We start from the raw sequence: 18,734 nt of genomic DNA on the forward strand, positions 1-18,734 counted from the left end.
TTCCCTATCCGTTTCAATATCCGTTTCAATATCCATTTACCTATCCATAATTTTCTAATTCGTTAATGCAGACTTGCTTAAGGTTATTTTTATAAGGTTATCCAGCGCCTTCGCGGTTCTTTCATCGGCGGTACCCTCCATGCTTAAACTAAGCGATAGCGCATCGACACATTCACCGGCGGCTTTGCCTTTGTGCAAAAGCAGTGCGGGATCATAGCGCCATAATTGCAACTGCCAGTCTTCATCAATAACACTATTTTTAGTGTCGGGGCTTTTCCAGCCTTTCGCTTTGGTCGCAATAAACTGTACGGAAGGTTGAGCCAACTCACCTTGCTTACTGACCGCTGTTTCACCGGCATAAAAAGCCCGCTTTTCTTTCAGCAATCGCAACGCCGCCTTGTCTTGTACGTTGACGGTTTTTTGTATGGGTGAACTTAAGAAAGGTTTGGCCTGCTGCCACAAATCGTTACCGTTTTTGGTAAACGCTAAACGTTTTTCCTTGCCGACCTGCTCAATGCTTGCCAGCTGCAAGGTTACCAACTCATTAATAGCGCGGCTGAGGCTCATTTTGCTGTAATCCAGCTGCTCTGCCAAATCCTGTGCCGATGACGGATTGGGGTAAAGCCCCAGCAGGTAACGCAGCACTAGCAATTGCGCGACCGGGCTAAGCGCTGCTTCCACCTCGGTTTTGTTGGCAAAAGATTCCCGCAAATTCATACCCAGTTGTGGCAAGTACAGTTGCTTACCGGGCACCACAAAGGGCACCCGCTGTGCGATTAAGCGTTTACGATTATGGGAGCTGACCCGCTCCAGCACTACAAACACTTCACCGCCACTGCGACTTTCACCATAGGCTTTTTGAACAATTTGTAGGTGTTTGGCAATGGCAGCGGGTGTGTTGGTATTGTATGTGGCGTTGCTGATATCAGCTGTGGATGCCGTATCCGGCAGCATCACCAGCATCAGAGTGGGCTTATCGAGCAATTGCAGGGTGTAGGCGCTATAGCGATCGGCTAAATAGATTGGCAGAGCAGCTTGTTTGCCCCAGGGCTGAACCCGGCGCGCGGTCTGCTCCCCTAGGGTGTCATTGATATACCCGGCTGCCTTGTCTGCCAATGTTTGGGTGGGTGCCGTCATAGCCTTGATTACTCTCAGTAACACGAAAACGCACAGTAACATCACCGATGTTACTGTGCAAATATTATGTTATTGTAAATACCCCGTGACGTTAACGCAACGTAGTTGATTTTGGGTGAAACAGATAATTATCAATACAATCAATACGTTAGACGAGATCAATTCAGCGTCTTACATCATACTTTTCATTGTTATCTAGGCCCTATTGCCCCCCCTTGGGTTCTCTGCTGGCTTCCTGCAACAAGCTAAGCATTTCATCGCCATGTTGTTTTATTTCTGTTTCTGTCCAAGCCCCATTTAACCCAAGCAGCATTAGCATGGCGTAGAGTTTTAAACTATCAATCTGCTTTTTCGCAATATTGACGGCAAAATGTTCCTGCTTAGCTGTTGGCTGGAAGTTGCTCAGGCGGGAATTTTTGCTGTGACTGATCAAGCACAAATTGCCAAAGGCATGGAGTGATTTCTTTGGCGTCGGCTCATGGCCGTCCATCGGGTGCTGCGGGGAAAAATGCTCAACTGAGCTGCGGAAAGTAAACTCAAACTGCTTTATGATGTCGTTATTACCTCCTTTGCGCCACAGCAAATAATCCAGATAATTAAAAACAAAGTTGTTTTCAATCGCACCAAAATTCAACTTGCTATCGGGTAGACTGTACGAGGTGGATGACCGACCAGTGCTTTCCCCACCATTACCGTAGATCATGTCGTAATAGGACTGTCCTTCATCAACGGCCAGAAAACGCTGAAACACAAAAGATCTGGCCAGCCACTCCAAATAACTCAGGTAGTGAGTAGATTTTATTTGCGGCTGGCGGCACAAATAATACAGCGCCCCATTTAACCAGTGCTTATAAACAAGTGTGGGAGTTGATACATGGAACGCAGACAGCAGCATTAAAATCTTTCTGTTCACTCCCTCAAATCCGTCTTCGCCCTCGCCAAAGGTATTAATGTAGCTGACGCTCTTAGCGGAATAACGATTCAAGCGCTTTAGGCTCCAACCATCGGTTCCTTTCAAAAACTCGCGCTTAATAATGAATTGGTCAAACAAGTATTTGCATTTTAGCAGGGCAAACGTAAAGCTCTTTACCGCTGCAATCTTGTCTTCAGCTTTGAGTATTTTCTCCTCAAACTCATTGAGTAATTGCTTATCATCCAGCGGTACATTTTTTTCGCACCAGACCCGGAGTACGTGTAATAAAAAATTTGAAAAGTTAATAACACCGTTAAAGCGCTCAGAAGCTCCATCGTTTTCTTCGTCGCTGTCATCAACAGCTATCACCGGTTTACCGAGAATGTCTGCCAGTGTCATTGCTGTCGAATCACTTGCTGTGGTCATGGAAGAATCAGCAAGCTTAGACAATATATCTGTAAGTTCTTTAAAGTTATTGAGAACAAAACCACCCCAATCCTTGCCAAATATTTTTCCGCGCTCTGTAGTGGAAAAACCATACTGAACGTAACGCTCCATATTGGCACAAGCTTCCCACACTTTATTCAGCGCCCTTAGACTAACTTGCTTATCTTGAAGATCACTAATTTCATTGAGTGCGGCCATCAGCCTAGATTTCACAACTTCGTGCTTTTCCAGTTGCTCGCCGCGATTATTCATCACTTCAAAATAGTGGTTCAGGTCGGTATCGTCCGGAACTTTCACGCGGGTTATTTGCACGTGGTTGAACAGGTACTCGCAAAAATCAACAAACTTTCCGTCTGGCAACTGCTTTAGCACTTTGCCTATCAGCTCATAGCCGTTAACAACACTGGCGTTATATGCCTCCCCCCTCAACTTATGTGGCTCCACACCTTGAAAAAGCGCATCAAAAGTATCTTTAGATTTAGGTCGGCTTTCAAAATCGATATTGAGTTTTTGATACCAGGCCATATCCGGCTCAATTTTTTCTTTTTCTTCACTCTTCCCTTTGCCCGTACTATTTTTAAGGTAGCTGGTCAGTAAAGATAAAGTGGTAAAGCGCTGCTGGCCGTCTATCACCTCAAAACTGCCATCGCTACGCTCAAATACCACCAGCGTGCCAATGTAGTACGTCTTGTTCTGATCACTTTTTTCCTGGCAATCGAAAACATCCTGAATAAGCTGATTGATCTCTGTTTCGTCCCACGCGTAGTTACGCTGGTACATGGGCACTAAATAAAGAGATGCATCACTCAATAACTGTTTAATGCTGAAGGGTTGAATACCGCTATTCATAGTAGCTCATCCCTCTGAACAAATTCACCAGCTCATCCTGTTCTGCGTTGCCACTCCGAGCGTTGTTTTTATTGTCAGCAGCGCCTATTGTTTCCAGTGGAATGGAGAGCACATCGTTAGGTAGTCTTGCCTCCTTGATAATTCTAAAGAGATTGCTGTTCAACACATGATTGTCCATGGTCGCCAACTGTACGGCCTGCTGTTTTATGCGACATCTGTAGGCCCAAATGAATATTTTTTCAATCGCGCTTGATAGCCCATGCGTACCGAACTTATCCATATAAAAAATCACCGCACAATCAAACATAGAGCGTACATATTGATCCCCCGTACGAGTACGAGCTTTGTAACTGTTTAAGATTTTGATAATTTCACTGGCTTGAGTGCTGAGTTCCTCGTCATTGATAATCACTGGCTGGTCAACACTAACAGGGGTATGTTCGTTGGAAATGATGGCAGACACTTGTTGCTGATAATGTTCGGCCATCTCGAAAAAACGCCGACCGTTGATAATCATCTGATCCAGGCCAAACGGAAACGCCTGTTTCTGACCATCGACTTTACGCTGATACTGATTGTTATAGTCATCCACAAAATGGTGTGCAATGTCCAGTGATTTAACGTAGGGGAAATGATCAACCTTAGCGAGATTCACGCCTTTAAATAAACCCGCCTGCTCTTTACCAAAGTAGCGGGCAGACTTGCCTTGGGCCCATTGGCGTATTCGGTATAGGTAGTTTGCAAACAAATCGGCCAAATCATTACTGTTTAAACTCTCCCAGTGAGCGACAGTGGCCGCTTTTAGCGCCGTTTCATGTTCGGGGAATTCACGCAGATGATAGGCCTTTAGTAAATCGTGGGGATCAAGATCGCGGCCCCGCGCATTTTGCGAGTCAAAAAACTGGAACGCCTCGGAGACATTCTCAAGGGCAAACACCACTACCTGACACTTATGCAACAAGAATTCGATATGTGTTTCGGAGAATTCACTGCGCGATACCAGACGTCTGAGTTCCCTATAATTTTGATGCAAATTTTGTTTCGAAATCTGACTGACGAACTGCTGCTTTTCCATGAATTGCAGAACGATAGGTTTTAGCGTTAACAGAAGCTCACGCAAATCCTGACATTTGAGTTTTTCCAGGCGCTTTTCAATAACAGCCCAAACCGCCAACACCAAGGTCAGCGTACGCTGCTGGCCATCAACAATGTCTAAACACTGAATGTCTTTGTCTTGGTGTGAATGGAATACGACTGTACCCAATCGGTAAGCCGATTTATCCTGATGAGTTTGCAAATCGTGGAATAATTGCGAAACGTTTTTCAGCGTCCATTTATAAGGGCGCTGATAAATAGGGATGGCAATACGTTCCAGACGCTTTAAAAGTTCGCTGACGGAAAGGACTGACTGATCGACTGTCTCGCTCATTAACCCACCTCCCGCTCCACTAATCGTGTTTTACCGGTGAGCAGCTCTTGCATCATGCCTTGTTTGATTTGTTGGGTTTTGTTGAGGCGTTGTTCTAATGCGGTAATTTCGCTATCGATGTCAGATAGAATTTCAGCAATAGCTTTCTGCTCTTCTATTGTTGGGAATAGTAACGAAAAACCCAATATCGTACTCGCCTTCAAAAAGCTAGTTCCTACTTGCGTAGCATTCATTTTCACCTGAGATCTGACTGATTCTGATCGAAGAAGGTAAAAAAGATATTTACTGCAACAATTATTGTTGGCTCGAATTAGCGCAACATTGTGATCATAAACAGTCAATTCATCTAGTAAGTTTACGACCATAACCTTCCCAACCCCTTCAAGCTTTACAGAGGCTAGTGCTATAAATATATCTCCAATGGCTACCTTATAAGCTCTCGATTCTTCAGCAGTAATTACAGTCCGTTGCGTTAATTCAGGGTTGAATTGGTCTAGTTTAAACACATCCCCGAGCTTAATTATTTTTGTCCCAGATCCGTAATACTTTTGATCTTTATATAAACCAGACGGCAGCCTTTGGCTCTCTACAATATTCTTTAGCTCCACCACCTCCCAATCCACCGGTATTTCACCCAGTTCGGTTTGTTTGTAGCCTGGGGTGGTGGTTTTGTTGTTTTGGGGGTTGGCCGGCGATTGGCCATTGGTGGCGTTGCCCGATGGGTGTTTGCCTGTGCCAAAAGGCGGTAGGCGTTTTTTACCGGTGAGCAGTTGTTGCATGGCGGCGGTTTTTATTACGCGTTTTTTGGCGATGAGTTTTTCTAGTGAGGTGATTAGGGCATCGACATCGGAGAGGGCGTTGGCTATGGCGGTTTGTTCTTTTAACGCAGGAACAGCAAGTAGGTACGGGTTTAATTTTTCTAAATTTATATTCAACTGAGCATTGTGTGTAGCAAGCGATTCAAATTCTGACTTCCTGAATTTTAACGTTTGCATTAACCAATACTTATTTATATCTGAATTACTACTAATTGCAATTAAACTATCTGGACAAGCAACAGGAAAAGAAACTATAGCAACATCACCGATATTTGCGGCAATAGTAAAAAAAAGCGTTTCCGCCGGAAAAATCCGACTAACTTTCAGTCCTTCTTCGTTCAACGTCTGACTGTATGTAACTTCGACCCCATTGAATCTCGCTATATCGCCAGTTTGAATGAATGGAATTTTTCCACCAAAATATTTTGGATCATTCCTAGGTCGCGCACTAAACTTTCCCCGTTCCAATTTGGCAACATTATCAAACCTCAGGACGCACCATTCTTCAGGAATAACCCCAACTTCCGTCTGCTTGTACCCCTTCGGCACCTTCTGCAATTCGCTATTCACCCCGCTCACCACTGCAACCCCATCTTTTTCAAATGCTCATCCACTTTTGCACTTAAGGCTTCCACACTTTGCGTTAAGGCAGGCAAGGGTTCGGCATAACGCTCTTCCAATGTTTTAACGCGGTTAGCCAGTTGTTGGGTTACGCGTTCTATTTCGGCAATGATGTTGGCTTGTAAAGTGGCGAGCCATTTATCTTCTACTATCAGCGTAAGGTTTTGTGCTTCTGTTAAGCTGGCGAAGTGTTTAAAGACTTGTTTATCCAAGGCTTCTTGCGCGGTTTTTACGGCTTTTTTATGGGCGGCGTCGGCTTCGAATAATTGTTTGGCGGTGTTGAGTGCGGTAAGTTCATCTTGGATTCCCGCCTGCGCGGGAATGACGGTGGTTAGGTGTTTTAAACGCGCGGCAATACTGGCTTTGTTGACTTTGCCGCTGTCGTTAATGGCGTCTTCCAGTAGGCCGCCTTCTATGCCGTGTTCTTCAATGTATGTTTCTAGCTCTTGAGTACAAGCATCCAGTTCGCTTTGCAGGGTGTCGATAGCGGCCTGTTCTTTGGCGAAGTAGCGTTTTACGATTAATGCTGGGGGAATAAGTTCGGCTTTGTATTTGCTTTTATTAATAATTAGGTCGGGGGTTTCCTTTTGCTTTTCGCCTTTTTTAACTACCAGCTCGCGAATGCTGTTGGCGGCTGCCCAGCCGTCTTGGGTGATAAAGTACACGTCGTCTTGCATGACTTCGGCCCAGTAATCCATGATGATTTGGTACATGTCGTAGCGGTCGAGTAATGGGGCTTGAGTGAATGCCTCTAGCAATTCTTCCGAGATGCGGTAAATAAATTCTTTGGGTAAATCGCTTTGGCTTAGCTTGTGCAATTGCACCTTGGCCTTCCACTGGTGGAATATTTCAATACTTAGCTCGGCGAATTGTTTAAATTCTGAGTGGTCGAGTATGGTGGTTTTTACTGCTGTGGCTTTTACTAGGGCTTGGCTGTAACCGTCGCGGCCTTCTTTATCCTGTAATGGAGCAAACAGGGTTTGGCGCAAGGTAGGGAATACTTGCCAATACGGGGCTAAGGCTTCGATATCGCGGTTAGGTATGCCACCGCTTAAATGGGCGCTTAGGTCGTGTAAGTCTTCTTGGGCAGAGCTGTCTATATAACGCGGAATATTCAGGTTGTATTCGTTGCCTTCTATTTCGCTAAAGCCCACCATGCGGCTGTAGCCAGTTTGTTCGATTTGCTTGTTGAATACATCAACAATTTTATGCAGGTCTTGCTCGCGCAGGCGATTTTTGGGGCCGTCTTTCATGTAGCCTTTGCTGGCGTCGATCATAAAAACCCCGCTTTTTTTAATGTCGCTATCGCGACCGCTGCAGGCGCTGCTTTCTAATCGCGCCTTGGCTCCGGCTTTATCGATAACGATAATACAAGCAGGTATGCCGGTGCCGTAAAACAGGTTGGCGGGTAAACCGATAATGCCTTTAATGTAGCCTTGTTTTATAAGGTTGCGGCGAATCGTGGCTTCGGCATTGCCGCGAAAGAGTACGCCGTGGGGCAAAATAACGGCGGCTTTACCGGTGCTTTTGAGGGATTTAAGAATGTGCAGTAAAAATGCGTAGTCACCATTTTTTTCGGGTGGCTCGCCGTATTCAAAGCGCCGATAAATATCCACGCCGCTGTCGTCGCGCCGAAGGCCGTTGTTCCATGCTTTAAGTGAAAATGGCGGGTTGGCTACGGCAAAGTCAAACAGTTTTAGGCTCTCGTTGCTGTCATTGGTGGCACTTGCGCCATCGGCTTTGTATTCTGGCTCGGCTATGGTGCTGTGGCCACCGGGGGCGATTTCGGCATCGGCATTGTTGTGCAATATCATGTTCATACGGCACAGTGCGGTGGTGGCTACGTCTTTCTCTTGCCCGTATATGCTGAGGCCATTTTTAGCCTCATCGGCGGCTTTTAATAACAGCGAGCCGGAACCTGCAGTGGGGTCGTAAACGGTTTGGTCTTGGGTGGTTTCTTGGGTAATGCCCACCACTTTGGCCAATATGCGCGAGACTTCGGCTGGGGTGTAAAACTGGCCTTTGCTTTTGCCGGATTCGGTGGCGAAGTTACGCATGAGGTATTCGTAGGCGTCGCCCAGTAGGTCATCGCCCTGGGCGCTGTTGCCGCCAAAATCCAGGCCTTCGAATATGCCTACCAGTTTGGAAAGGCGATCGACCATTTCTTTGCCTTTGCCTAAGCGCTCTTCGTCGTTGAAGTCGTTATCTTTGTTGGCCAGCCACGGCAATTCATTCGTTTTGGCGATGCCATCGAGCACGATGTTAAGCTTTTCGCCGATTTCTTTATCGCCCTTTAGTTTTACCATATCAGCAAAGCTGCAACCCTCTGGCACCACGATCATGGCTTTGGGGTCTGTTTGGTATTTGTCGGACACGTACTTTAAAAACAGAAAGGTGAGCACGTAATCTTTGTATTGCGAGGCATCCATACCGCCGCGCAGTTCGTCGCAGCTTGCCCAGAGGGAGGAGTAGAGTTCGGTTTTTTTGATGGCCATGTTTACTTCTTAGGTGTTGAAATCAGCTTCGCTGAAATTTATAGATGCTTTTGAGAGAGAACATACCACGCGAGACCGCACGAACAAATGGCTTGATAGGGGTTTATATGATGTGTGTTGAACTACAAGACAAATGGGTGGCTTTGTGACCAGCCGGAAGGAAAATGTTACGTTTCAAAATACGTGTTGGGCGGCTGGTTTTTTGAGGTGTTTAGTTAGTAGAAACTTGCTTGTAGGACGCAAGGCATAGGGGCTGAAATGTCCCCCAAATTGTCCCCCACCTTTGTTTCAGGCATAAAAAAACCACCGCTAGGGTGGTCTCTTTTTCTCTTTAAATTATTGATATTTAAAGAGTTTTTATTGGTGGAGCCTAGCTCACCCCAATACAGACCCTATCCTATTGATATGTATAGCTTTTACTGTATGTAAAAATATAAAATACCCCTATCGATACCCCCAATAACTTTTTTGCCTATTTTTCGAATAGTTCACAAACGCCATTCAAACGGTACAAAGGCATGATCACACCAACAAAGTCCCGCCAGTGCAACATTCGCATAAGTGAAGGGTTTATGGTTCAACTCCAAGATTGCGCTGATAAACAAGGCATAACGGTTTCAGAATACATCCGCTTTAAGATGGAAGGGGTTGTGCGCCGTCAAAGGGCGATCAAAGCTAAAACACGGCAATGATACGCTCAGTTTCTCAACTGGACGGTGTATAGCAATTCGTATAACAGATATTCGCTATACCCCAAGTAATCAGAGCATTATTTAATCAGGCTAAGGCTTTGCCCGTGAAACTCAGCGTTCAGTTAAACGATGATATTCACCCGCTATTTGCGCTATACACTCACGATCAAGTATTGGCTCAGGAGTGCACTCTCACAGAAAAATTCTATTTTAAATCGGTGTTAGTCGGCTCGAATGATGCCGCTCGGCAACGTGTAAACATCCTTTGGCTATCACCAACCGTATAAACACTTACTGGGCAAGAGCGTTTAAACAACCACTGTTAGCGGTTCCTTACCCGTGAAACCAAGAGGTCAAAGGCCCTCTTTTCTTGTTTAAACACAACCGAGCGTATTAGACGCGAGCCCCCCCCCATTCATTTTGAAATGTTAAACCTTATAATTAACCCTACCCCTCTGCATATAGCTCAGCTCAAAACTAAAAACCAGTGTTTAGTACTTTGAGATAATGGTTGTAACTACTGTTTACCGTAAACCTTGGCAGGCGTTACCTATGGCTTCCCATTCAGCTCTACGTTAAAGAGCATGCGGTAAGCGTGTGGATTACGAATGAAAATATAGGCAGAGTTGAGCAAAAGAGCACTCGCATGAGTAGTTTACAAGCCGAGTGCATACAGCCTTACTGGGCAGACTTCCGTGAGTAATATGTGAGGAGGCTCAAAGCCTAGAAGCACTAGCTACTAGGTGTATGAATACCGGCCGCTATCTACAGGGGTAGCTTTGAGCTAGGCCAATAATTAATCCCATTCTTGCTGTTGTTCCCGCACTGTCTTTTGGGTGGGCTTTAACCCATTTTTTTGTAGCCTTTAACGCTAAGTCAGGTGTAACGCCACCTTCTGGGAGGCAAAACAGCAGCGAAGTAGGCCTTACCGAAAAAATCACTTGTGACGCATCGATAACACCGGCCACATAACCCAAACACTGCGATTCAAGCATTACTTCAGACATTTTTGGATCGACAGGCGCTTCACATGCTTTAAACAATTCATCTAGTGTTTGAAAATTAGCATATGAATTTATTGATAAAAACAGTGCTACCAAGATTAAATACTTTTTCATACTCATTACCTCTACTTAGGAAATTTAGCCACTATGAATCACTACGCGGTACATCGCTGTATAAATGCTTCTGAAAACCGACGAAGGTTTCGCGTATCTTTTTAGGTGCCCCAAGAATAGCGGCTGCGTCGGCTATAGTGTTGTATTTAAGCGCTATCAAACTACTCATTTTATTGGCGGCCAATTCTTTTACGCCGTCTTGAATATATTTATCGAGTATAAAATCAATAAACTCTCGCTGCTTATTGTTTTCATAGGCTAGCGCAATAGAAGGCTTGGCGTGCTCTACTCTTTCTATACGGGTACGGGTTTCTATTGCGTAAGCGACAAAGGCCAATACGTCGTATACGTCGCTGTTTTTCGCGCCGATTACGGTTTTCATGCTGTCTAGCTTTTCTTCGTCGTAGCCTGCTTCGGAAAGATCAATTAATAACTTTTCACGGGTATCAGGATCACTCCATATTTCGCGTAGTTGATCTTCGTTTTCGAAAAACTGCGGCAGGTCGCCGAACATGCGCTTAACAAATTCTGGTGCCGTAATGGGCTTACCCTCTTCGCTCCAATACATAACTGCGGATATATGGTGTATTTGGCGAGCCTTACCGTCGCTCAATGTAATCACGATTTTTTTGTTACAGCTACAGGGCGTATTGCCACATTCGGCGCAGGCTTCTGGTTCGCAAACGCAAGGGTTATTACCGCATACCGCGCAGGGCTCTGGTTCGCAAATACAGGGGTCGCTTCCGCATTTTGGGCATGGTGGATTGGGGCAGTTACAGGGCGTAAAGCCGCAGGTGTCGCAAGGCTCTGGCTCGCATACGCATGGCGCTTCGTTACAAATAGCGCATTCCTCTGGCGGTAGTGGTTCGCCATCCCAATCGGGGTCGGCAAAGTTTTGGTGGGCTTTTACAAAGTCGTAGATGGTGAAGAAATCTTTACCATCGTACATGCGGGTGCCGCGCCCAATTATTTGTTTAAACTCGATCATGTTGTTGCAAAGGCGCATAAGTACAATATTGCGCACGTTGCGGGCATCTACCCCGGTGGATAATTTACGCGAGGTGGTGAGTATGGTGGGTATGGTTTTTTCGTTGTCTTGAAAGGTGCGCAAATAGGTTTCGCCTGCGGCGCCATCGTTTGCGGTAACGCGTACGCAATAGTCGGGGTGGTTTTGCCAGCCCTTTTCGGCGGCGTATTGATTAATGTAATCGCGCACTATACCGGCGTGTTCTTGGGTGGCACAAAACACTATGGTTTTTTCGCTGGGGTTGAATTTATCCATCCAATATTTAACACGCATTTGCTCGCGCTGGGGGATGGTAATAATGCGATTGAAGTCGCCCTCTTTATACAGCGTGCCGGGTTGTGGGTCGCCTTGCACCACTACGCCATCACCGGGGGTATAGATGTATTCGTCCATTGTGCCGACGATGGGGTACACCTTAAAGGGTGTTAAAAAGCCGTCGTTAATGCCTTGCTTAAGGGTGTAGCTGTACACCGGGTCGCCAAAGTATTTATAGGTGTCTACGTTGTCTTTGCGTTTGGGTGTGGCGGTTAAACCTAATTGTACGGCGGGTGCAAAATGGTTGAGAACATCGCGCCATGCGCTTTCGTCGTTGGCGCCGCCACGGTGGCATTCGTCGATAATAATAAAATCGAAAAAGCCTGTGGGGTAATCTTGAAAATAGGCGGTTGCGCTTTCTTCTTCGTTTTTACCGGTGGAAACGGTTTGAAAAATGGTAAAAAATATTGCGGCGTTTTTAGGTACGTTTTTTAACTTTGTTTTGCGCAACTTAGCCGGTTGCGCAACATTCATATCCACTTCGTTTTCTTTGTTTAGCTTGCGTAATTCATCGGGGGCAATGCGCAGTAAGGCATCTTCTGGGAAGGCGGAAAATGAGTTGTAGGCTTGGTTGGCGAGTATATTTCGGTCGGCCAAAAATAGAATGCGGGGGCGGCGAAGTTCGGAATCTGGGGTAAGTTGGGATTTTAAACGCCAGCGGCATTGGAATAACTTCCATGCCACTTGAAAGGCAATGGCGGTTTTACCGGTGCCGGTGGCTAAGGTAAGCAATATACGTTGTTCACCTTTGGCGACGGCATCTAATACGCAGTTAATAGCATTTTCTTGGTAGTAGCGCAGCTTCCAACTGCCGCTTTTGGTTTCGTAGGGGCATTGGGCAAAGCGTTCGCGCCATATTTTGGTGTAATCTGGCTCAGGCTTATCAAAGCTTAAGTTCCAAAGTTCTTCGGGTGTTAGGTAGTTATCAACTAAGCTCTCTTCCCCGGTTTGCATATCCATTTGGTAAATTTCGCGCCCATTGGTGGCGTAGGCTAGGCGACATTTTAAGCGGGTGGCGTAGTCTTTGGCTTGGCGCACGCCCTCGGTATAGTTTAAGCCTTCTCTTTTAGCCTCTACCACTGTTAACTTACGACCTTGGTACACCAATACATAATCGCTGGTAACGCTTTTACCGCGTTTGCCACCGCTAAGAATGGGGCCGGGGCAAATTTGCTCGCGGCGAATATAGCTGTGTTCAACTACACCCCAGCCATTAGCTTTTAGTTGTGGGTCAATTAAATTGGCCCGCGTATCAGCTTCGTTGGCTTTGGGGTGTGATTTTTTCATGCAGCGTTTTCCTCGCTGGTTTTATTTTTGGTGAGTTCGCCGGAGAAGGCCTTTTGGAGGATGGATTTTTTTAGTTCGTCTAGAGCCTTTAGCTTATTAAAATAGACGTTTTCTAGCTGTTTTACATAGCTATCCAACCTATTCAGATTAGCAACATGCTTACGCTGCTCTTTTAACGATGAAGGATATTCGATTGGTATTTTTTTGAGGAGACTTGCTTTTATACCAGTAACGGTAGCTCCTGTACCTTTTTCAAGTATCCTTTTCTGAATAGGCGGTGACATCAATAAATATTTCAAAAAGTCTTCATTAAGAATCGACCTGTCTGGCTGCATAGTTATAAGTCTTTGAGCAAACACCACCTTTTCATCAGTATCAAGTTGAGCGACATTAGCTAAAGGTGCCTCTGATGTAAAAAGAACATCCCCTTTCTGCGGAATTCCTCTGGTCATCCAAGCATCATAAGATTCTGGTGCGACATATTCCTCAGGGGCTTTTCTTAGGTAACCCATACGAACATTTTTTGCTGTAATTAATCTCAAACCACTTTCGGTTTTCTTGGGTGTTTTCCCTCTATAATCAATAAATTTCACATGGTCAAACAGCTCACTTTCCACCCACCCCTCACCCCGCTGACTAAACACCTGCTGCAAATAGCTTTCAAATAATTCACGGGCGTTTTTTAGATTTTGTTCGGCATTGGCGCGGGCTTTTTCGATATCGGCGAAGGCTTGGTCTAGGATGGTTACTATGCGTTTTTGTTCGTGGATGGGGGGCAATGCACATTGATAGTCTTTTATCATTGGCACGGTAAGCTGCGGGATTGATGAACCACTATTCACAAAATCCATTCCACGCAAAATATATTTAAGATAGTTCAATTCAACAAAATCCGGGTTTGGAGTTAAGACGATCAACCTAACCACTGGAAAAAACGGCTCATACCTTACTTCAGAATATCCAATCGTACCTCTAGCAGAGACTGTCATACTAGGTTGAACTACTCTAGCCTTGTCAGTAAATCCATACAGCCCTTTATTTTTTTCACCATTAGAAAAAATAGGGATAAAATATTTATCTGTTTTGAATTTGGAATAATTCCCTTTTGGCACATCACCGCCCGCAAAAATACTTGTGCAAATATACTCCAGAGTTCTTATAGGCCAAACCATCACAACAACTCCTGAATACTTTCAAGAATCACTTCACTCTCTTTATCCAGCGCAATAATTTCAGCAATAATTTCTGAAGGTTCCCGTAGCACTACCTCATCATTTACATTCGGGTTTTTAACCGACAAATCCCATGTGCTTTGATCAATGCTACTGGCTGCCAACGACCATGATTTATCGGTATCGGCAAAGTTTTTTTGCAGCGCGATAAATTCTTTTAAGTCGTTATCGTTTAATGGGTTGGTTTTGCCCATATTACGGCCGGGATCTAGCTGGTAGTACCACGTGTTTTGCGTGGGTGCGCCTTTGGTGAAAAATAACACGACGGTTTTTACACCGGCGCCGATAAACGTACCGCCGGGGCAATCTAATACTGTGTGTAAATTACAACTATCTAATAGCTCTTTGCGCAGGGCGATGGCGGCGTTATCCGTATTACTTAAAAAAGTGTTTTTAATGACGATGGCTGCACGGCCACCGGGTTTAAGGGTTTTTATAAAGTGCTGTAAAAACAAAAACGCGGTTTCGCCGGTTTTAATGGTGAAGTTTTGCTGCACCTCTGGCCGCTCTTTGCCGCCAAAGGGTGGGTTGGCTAATACTATGTCGTGGCGGTTGCTGTCTTGAATGTCGGCGGTGTTTTCGCCAAGGGTGTTGGTGTGAATAACATTGGGGGCCTCTATGCCATGCAAGATCATGTTCATAATGGCTATTACGTACGCGAGGGACTTTTTCTCTTTGGCGTAGAAGGTGCGCTCTTGCAGAATTTTTAAGTGGCTTGTGGTGAGTTTTTTGCCACTGGCGCCGCCTTTGCGTAAGTAGTCGAAGGCCTCGCATAAAAACCCGGCGGAGCCTGCGGCACCGTCGTATATGGTTTCGCCAATTTTAGGTTGTATGATGTCGATCATGGCGCGAATAAGTGGGCGTGGGGTGTAGTATTCGCCACCGTTACGGCCTGCGTTGCCCATGTTTTTAATTTTGGCTTCGTAGAGGTGGCTTAGCTCGTGCTTTTGGTCTTGGGTGCGAAATTCGAGTTGGTCTACCTTTTCTAGCGCGTCTCTTAATGAATAGCCGCTTTGAATGCGGTTTTTAATTTCGCCAAAGATTTCGCCAATTTTGTATTCGATGGTATTGGGGCTAAGGGCACGCTCTTTAAAGGATTTTAAATAGGGGAAGAGTTGGTTGTTTACAAAGTCTATTAGGTCGTCGCCGGTTAATACGTCGTCGTGTATTGGGTTGCCGTGTTCATCTAGGGGCGCGGCCCATGCACCCCAGCAGTATTTTTGGTCGATTATGTATTGGTATTCCCTGCCCTCTAGCTCGGCCTGTAGGGATTTTTCGTACTCTAGATCCTCTAGGTATTTTAGAAACAGCATCCATGAGGTTTGCTCGGTGTAGTCTAGCTCGCTGGAACAGCCAGCGTCTTTGTGGAGTATGTCGTCTATGTTTTTGAAGGTTTGTTCGAACATCTATTATCGACCCTATTACCTTGTGGCTCGGTTTGGCTGAATGTGTGGTTTTACTAGCGCGTGTTTGTTTATTTTTTATACTAAGTGGTTATTCCAATACTTATCGTGCTCTAGTGGCGTGTATGGCGCACGGCGTAAGCCTGTATCGTACTTTAGTATACCTTATAGGACTATGTGAGAGGCTGATTACACGCCCAAGCTATGGCTACATCAAACAGTGGCGTGCACTGAAAGCGCTACAGGGGCTATATGGCTTTCTTGACTCGGTATGAGGTATAGATAGTGGTTTTCCAGTTTCTAGCTGTGTAGGGGTGCGGAACTTGCGGATTTGCGGAAAGCCCCAGTACTTGGGGCTTTGATGGTGCGGGCTGAGTGCGGATGGTTGCGGAAACGCCATTGCAGGGCGCTATTCCACGCATAGCTTCCATACACTGGGCTTGCCTTGCGTGTTGTATTCAACCACCTCCACATAACCCATTTCTTCCAGCAACTTTAGGCGAGCCCTTGCTACACCCGCCGAACGAAGGCCAGAAGGTAAGTTTTTGAAGTCGACCGATTCAATGACACCTGATTGGTTTGCAAGCCATTCAAGCATGCTTGCGGCTTGGTGTAGCTGTTTATCTGCCTCATCGTTGCTATGGCGTGCGGCCATTGTTTCTAGGTGCCATTGAACAATTTGGCCTGCTCGGCTTATATGCTCGGCCTCAACTTTTGGCGCGCCCTCGATGAAGGCGAAAATAGTCGCAATGCGTGCAATCATTTCACCACCCTTGGCAGCCATCGCCTTTACACAATGATACTTACCTTCTGGCGCTAGCAGGCATTCTATTTCGTCGTGGAGGCTTACCCACCGGGTATAGGCTTCGCCCTCTATTGTGTAAAGGGTGGGCTTTAAGGCGCCGGTCTTTTCGTCTATTGGTAAGGGTGTTTCCAGTATTTCACCCAGCCGTTGTGTATAACGAGTGTAAGCTTGGTTGGTGTTGATATCGTTTGCGGGGGTTTTATCACCCAGAAAACGGGTACCGGCAATGCTTTCTACGTATGCTATTAAAAAGCGCGGTAGAAAACCCTGTTGATTAATTAAGGCATCACCAAGAAATTTTGACGCTACTACGGGCTGAATCATTAGGTGGGCCGATAAGCGTCTACCAGACATTACGCCTGATTCACCCATTGCACCGCGCGTTCGGGTAAGCGGGCTACCATCCCATAACTTGCAAAGCTCACCTAGCATTATGCCTTTGGATTCGTCCCGCATGCCGTGACCAGAGAAAAACCCAATTCCTTCATCGGAAAATAGTCCCGCCGTTGGCAAACCATCTTGATAATGTCGCCATAACGCTGCTGGCGTTGGTTCTGCAAATACGATATTTGGAAAAGTGGGTGGTTTGGGTTTGATTTTTTCTAGCTGCCTAAGGTCGTTTTCCAGCATTTCTTTATTATAGTTGGCGACTTTATTTTTACGTTTATACATGCGCAGAACAGATTCGCGTTCGACTTCCCATGCGGTGAGTTCTGCCTCGTACTCTCCCTTCTTTGTATTAAATTCGTTAATGCGTTCTTCTTCAAACGCGCGAATAGGCGCTAGGGCAAGCTTGTCTCCTGAAGATTTTCTATCGCCCGATTCTGCAACAGTGCTGAAAAATAGAGATGTTGGACATACACCAATATTTCCACGCGACACATTCGCATGCCCCTGTGTAACCAAAGCTGCTGCGCTTAAAACCGATTGCCCGGCCATTACAACTGGGGCTTGGACATGGGCTGCAATGACTTTTGCAGCACCACCAAGCACTTCGCCCAAAGCCTCTATTGGGTATATCTCTGTACCTCGTATCGCTTTCATTTCTTCAATCGTTTGCTGAATGGATTCTGGCTGGGGTTGAGCTTTGTTATCCGCAGGCTTTCGCACACTTTCCGCACACCTAACCTCCCCAATGCCCTCGTTTTCCGCAAATCCGCAGCTTCCGCAGTTGGCTTCAATGTTTTTCATTAGAAGCCCCCTGAGTTTTTGCAGTTTGCGTAGTCGTTGAAGTCGGTACAAATGCATTCTGGGCCACAAGCTCGTGGCCATTGAACGGTTGCCCCTACCAACTTGGCAGCTTCGTACGCCTTTGTAATACCGGGGTTTTCTTTGGTTTTGTGGTCGTTGTCGGCGGCAATTACAAATTCAATATTTGGGTATTCCGTACGAATACCAACACATACGGTGCTAATATTTCCGCAGGACAAAGCGCAAACCACCGGCACCTTCTGCAGCTGCCATATTGTTAAACCGGTTGCGATGCCTTCACATACGTATAAAACACCTTTCTTTGGTATTTCTGCTGCGCCAATCAAGGTAAAACAGCCTTTTATCTCGCCGCCCTTTGAGTAAGTTTTAGTACCACTGGCACCTATAAATTGTAGATTTACGATGTTACCTGATAGGTTTTGAATGGGAGCAACGATGAAACCCTTACTTTCTTTTAACCCCAACGCGGGTACGTTCTTACGCTTTATGTACGGGTGCTCTACGGTAGCGGGCTTTGCTGTGCTCCAAATAGAGTTTGCTTTGCGAGCAGCATTATGGTGTTTTACCGCCAGAGAATGGATATTGGTAAGCCTGTCGGCAGCGAGTAGCAGGCGTTTTTCTGCGCACAACCGAGGCTTGTCTTTTACGCTAACCCCTGCGCTGCGCCATGAATATGTAGCCCCTCGTTTCCAACTGCCAAACCAACCAGCTGAAGCGCCATTGGCTCGCTCGCGGAATCGATACCAACATGCTTTATTTCCCGGTTTTCCTTCGGGGTCATCGAAGCGGTGTATTTCGCCATCGGCTATAGGATCTATAAATACACCAAACACTGCTTCTATATCTTTGGCAAATTCGTGTGTTGGGTTGGTATAATTCTGGATATGCTTAATTTTATCGGCCGTGGATAAGCGGCCTTTTTTTATGCTCATGG

The 18,734-nt window shown here is 45.9% G+C and carries 12 protein-coding genes; 1 reads left to right on the forward strand and 11 read right to left on the reverse strand.

What is annotated here, in order from left to right:
• Positions 1-54 precede the first annotated feature (54 nt).
• From H5336_RS20610 to H5336_RS20630, 5 genes are all read right to left on the reverse strand, one after another.
• Complete coding sequence (locus H5336_RS20610; RefSeq protein ID WP_185236344.1) at positions 55-1,137, reverse strand: hypothetical protein; 1,083 nt, start codon at positions 1,135-1,137, stop codon at positions 55-57.
• A gap of 202 nt (positions 1,138-1,339) precedes the next feature.
• The gene (locus H5336_RS20615; protein WP_185236345.1) at positions 1,340-3,346 is read right to left on the reverse strand and encodes a GmrSD restriction endonuclease domain-containing protein; all 2,007 of its coding nucleotides are present in this window, start codon (positions 3,344-3,346) and stop codon (positions 1,340-1,342) included.
• Entirely contained in the window at positions 3,339-4,775 is a 1,437-nt protein-coding gene (locus tag H5336_RS20620; RefSeq protein WP_185236346.1) for a DUF262 domain-containing protein, read from the reverse strand. Before H5336_RS20620 ends, H5336_RS20615 begins: the two co-directional genes overlap by 8 nt.
• Positions 4,775-6,163: a restriction endonuclease subunit S gene (locus H5336_RS20625; protein ID WP_221628257.1), complete on the reverse strand. Its 1,389-nt coding sequence runs from the start codon at positions 6,161-6,163 to the stop codon at positions 4,775-4,777. The genes H5336_RS20620 and H5336_RS20625 overlap by 1 nt, the downstream gene beginning before the upstream one ends.
• A 5-nt stretch (positions 6,164-6,168) precedes the next feature.
• On the reverse strand, positions 6,169-8,709 hold the full coding sequence (locus H5336_RS20630) for a type I restriction-modification system subunit M (protein ID WP_185236348.1): 2,541 nt from the start codon (positions 8,707-8,709) through the stop codon (positions 6,169-6,171).
• Between the two features lie 796 nt (positions 8,710-9,505).
• On the opposite strand from H5336_RS20630, the gene H5336_RS20635 reads away from it, so the two are divergent.
• Complete coding sequence (locus H5336_RS20635) at positions 9,506-9,688, forward strand: hypothetical protein (protein ID WP_185236349.1); 183 nt, start codon at positions 9,506-9,508, stop codon at positions 9,686-9,688.
• 474 nt (positions 9,689-10,162) lie between these two features.
• Here the strand turns inward: H5336_RS20635 and H5336_RS20640 are convergent, their stop codons facing one another.
• The 6 genes from H5336_RS20640 to H5336_RS20665 all read right to left on the reverse strand — a co-directional run bounded on the left by H5336_RS20640 (position 10,163) and on the right by H5336_RS20665 (position 18,732).
• Positions 10,163-10,519, reverse strand: a complete 357-nt coding sequence (locus H5336_RS20640; protein ID WP_185236350.1) for a Rap1a/Tai family immunity protein — start codon at positions 10,517-10,519, stop codon at positions 10,163-10,165.
• Between the two features lie 31 nt (positions 10,520-10,550).
• A complete protein-coding gene (gene hsdR / locus H5336_RS20645) occupies positions 10,551-13,148 on the reverse strand; it encodes an EcoAI/FtnUII family type I restriction enzme subunit R (RefSeq protein ID WP_185236351.1) in 2,598 nt (865 codons plus the stop codon).
• On the reverse strand, positions 13,145-14,320 hold the full coding sequence (locus H5336_RS20650) for a restriction endonuclease subunit S (RefSeq protein ID WP_246439509.1): 1,176 nt from the start codon (positions 14,318-14,320) through the stop codon (positions 13,145-13,147). The genes hsdR and H5336_RS20650 overlap by 4 nt, the downstream gene beginning before the upstream one ends.
• Positions 14,320-15,786: a class I SAM-dependent DNA methyltransferase gene (locus H5336_RS20655; protein WP_185236353.1), complete on the reverse strand. Its 1,467-nt coding sequence runs from the start codon at positions 15,784-15,786 to the stop codon at positions 14,320-14,322. Before H5336_RS20655 ends, H5336_RS20650 begins: the two co-directional genes overlap by 1 nt.
• 406 nt (positions 15,787-16,192) lie before the next feature.
• The gene (locus tag H5336_RS20660; RefSeq protein ID WP_185236354.1) at positions 16,193-17,779 is read right to left on the reverse strand and encodes a YfjI family protein; all 1,587 of its coding nucleotides are present in this window, start codon (positions 17,777-17,779) and stop codon (positions 16,193-16,195) included.
• Entirely contained in the window at positions 17,779-18,732 is a 954-nt protein-coding gene (locus H5336_RS20665) for a toprim domain-containing protein (RefSeq protein WP_185236355.1), read from the reverse strand. The genes H5336_RS20660 and H5336_RS20665 overlap by 1 nt, the downstream gene beginning before the upstream one ends.
• Between the last annotated feature and the right edge of the window lie 2 nt (positions 18,733-18,734).

This window comes from Teredinibacter franksiae (genome assembly GCF_014218805.1).
Classification (GTDB): domain Bacteria; phylum Pseudomonadota; class Gammaproteobacteria; order Pseudomonadales; family Cellvibrionaceae; genus Teredinibacter; species Teredinibacter franksiae.